This is a genomic window from Streptomyces flavofungini, assembly GCF_041028215.1.
In the GTDB taxonomy this organism is placed as follows: Bacteria; Actinomycetota; Actinomycetes; order Streptomycetales; family Streptomycetaceae; genus Streptomyces; species Streptomyces flavofungini_B.
On sequence record NZ_JASKYR010001135.1, the window covers coordinates 1 to 2,023 of the forward strand.

Consider the following 2,023-nt stretch of genomic DNA (forward strand, 5'->3'; position numbering starts at 1 on the left):
GGCTCAGCGACTCGGCGGAGAGCACCGGGGCGCCCTCGACGTCGACGGCGGCGATGGACACCGAGTCCTCGCCGGTACGGGCGACGCGGACCCGGACGACGGAGGCGCCGCCCGCGTGCAGGGAGACCCCGGACCAGGAGAACGGCACGAGCTTCTTGCCGTCGCCGAGGCCCGCGTAGCCGACGGACTGCACGGCGGCGTCGAGCAGGGCGGGGTGCATGCCGTAGTACTCGGCGTCGTCGACCTGCGCGGGCAGGGCGACCTCGACGAAGGCCTCGTCGCCACGGGTCCACACGGCGCGCAGGCCCTGGAAGACGGGGCCGTACTCGGTGCGCTCGTAGAAGCCCTCCAGATCCGCGGCGACGGCGCCGCGGGGCGGCCACACGGCGGCGTCGAACTCCGCGGTGCGCTCGCCCGTGCTGAGGAGGCCGGAGGCGTGTTCGGTCCAGCGCTGCTCGGGGTCGTCGGCGGTCTGGGAGTAGACGGTGACCGGGCGGGCGCCGCTCTCGTCGGGGGCGCCGACCCACACCTGGACGACGGCGGCGGCGTTCTCGGTGAGGATGAGGGGCTTGGCGAGGGTGAGTTCGTCGATGCGGTCGCAGCCGACCTGGTCGCCCGCGCGGACGGCGAGTTCCAGGAAACCCGTGGCGGGGAAGGCCGCCATGCCGCCGACGGTGTGGTCCATCAGCCAGGGGTGGGTCTGGGCGGAGAGGCGTCCGGTGAACAGGACGCCGTCCGTTCCTGCCAGGGAGACGGCGGCGCCGAGCAGCGGGTGTTCGGCGGAGATGAGTCCTGCGGCGCTGACGTCTCCGGCGGCGGCCATCAGGACCGGCCAGTAGCGCTCGTGCTGCCAGGCGTAGGTGGGCAGGTCGGTGCGGCGGGCGCCGGTGCCGTCGAAGCAGGCGGCCCAGTCGACGCCGACACCGGCGGTGTGCAGCCGGGCGAGCGCGGTGAGCAGGCAGCGCTCCTCGGCGCGGTCCTTGCGCAGCGCCGCCACGGCCACCGCGCCGGAGTCGGTGCCGGTGTCGAGGCTCTGCTGGGCGAGGGCGGTGAGCACGCCGTCGGGGCCGAGTTCGGCGAAGGCGTCGGCCCCGGCGTCGGCGAGGGCGCGCACCCCGTCGGCGAAGCGGACGGTGCCCCGGACGTGGTCGACCCAGTACTCGGCGTCGGTGAGCTGGTGCTCGTCGGCGAGGGTGCCGGTGAGGTTGGAGACGACCGGGAGGACCGGCTCGTGGTAGGTCAGACTCTGGGCGACGCGGCGGAACTCCGCGAGCATCGGCTCCATCAGCGGCGAGTGGAAGGCGTGACTGACCGACAGGCGCTGGGTCTTGCGGCCCTCGGCGTCGAACGCGGCGGCCAGGGCGAGGACGTCGCTCTCGGCACCGGCGAGGACGACGGAGTCGGGGCCGTTGACGGCGGCCAGGGCGACACCCGCGGTGAGCCGGGGCGTGGCCTCGGCCTCGGTGGCCTGGACGGCCACCATCGCTCCCCCGGCGGGCAGTTCCTGCATCAGGCGGGCCCGCGCGGCCACCAGTGTGCACGCGTCCGCGAGGGAGAACACCCCGGCCACGTGCGCGGCGGTGATCTCGCCGATGGAGTGGCCCGCGACGAACTCGGGGGCCACTCCCCAGGACTCGATCAGGCGGAAGAGGGCGACCTCGAAGGCGAACAGCGCGGGCTGGGTGTAGCCGGTGGTGTCGAGGAGCTCCGCCTCGGGGGTGCGGCGCCCGGCGAAGAGGACGTCGCGCAGCGGCCGGTCCAGGTGCGGGTCGAGCAGGGCGCACACCTCGTCGAGGGCCGCCGCGAACACCGGGAAGCGCGCGTACAGTTCGCGGCCCATTCCGGCGCGCTGGGAGCCCTGGCCGGAGAACAGCACGGCGAGGGTGCGTTCGGCGGCCTGGCCCCGGGCGGTCTCGGTGGGGACGCCGTCGACGCCGGTGAGCAGGACGGCGCGGTGCTCGAAGGTGGAGCGTCCGGTGGCCAGGGAGTGGCCGATGTCCAGGGGGGTGGCGCCGGTGAGGGC

At 74.9% G+C, this 2,023-nt stretch carries 1 protein-coding gene; it reads right to left on the reverse strand.

Annotated elements, in window-relative coordinates:
• Nucleotides 1-2,023, reverse strand: a 2,023-nt coding sequence (locus AB8Z36_RS39115; protein ID WP_369218116.1) for an acyltransferase domain-containing protein, incomplete at both ends; no start/stop codon positions are given.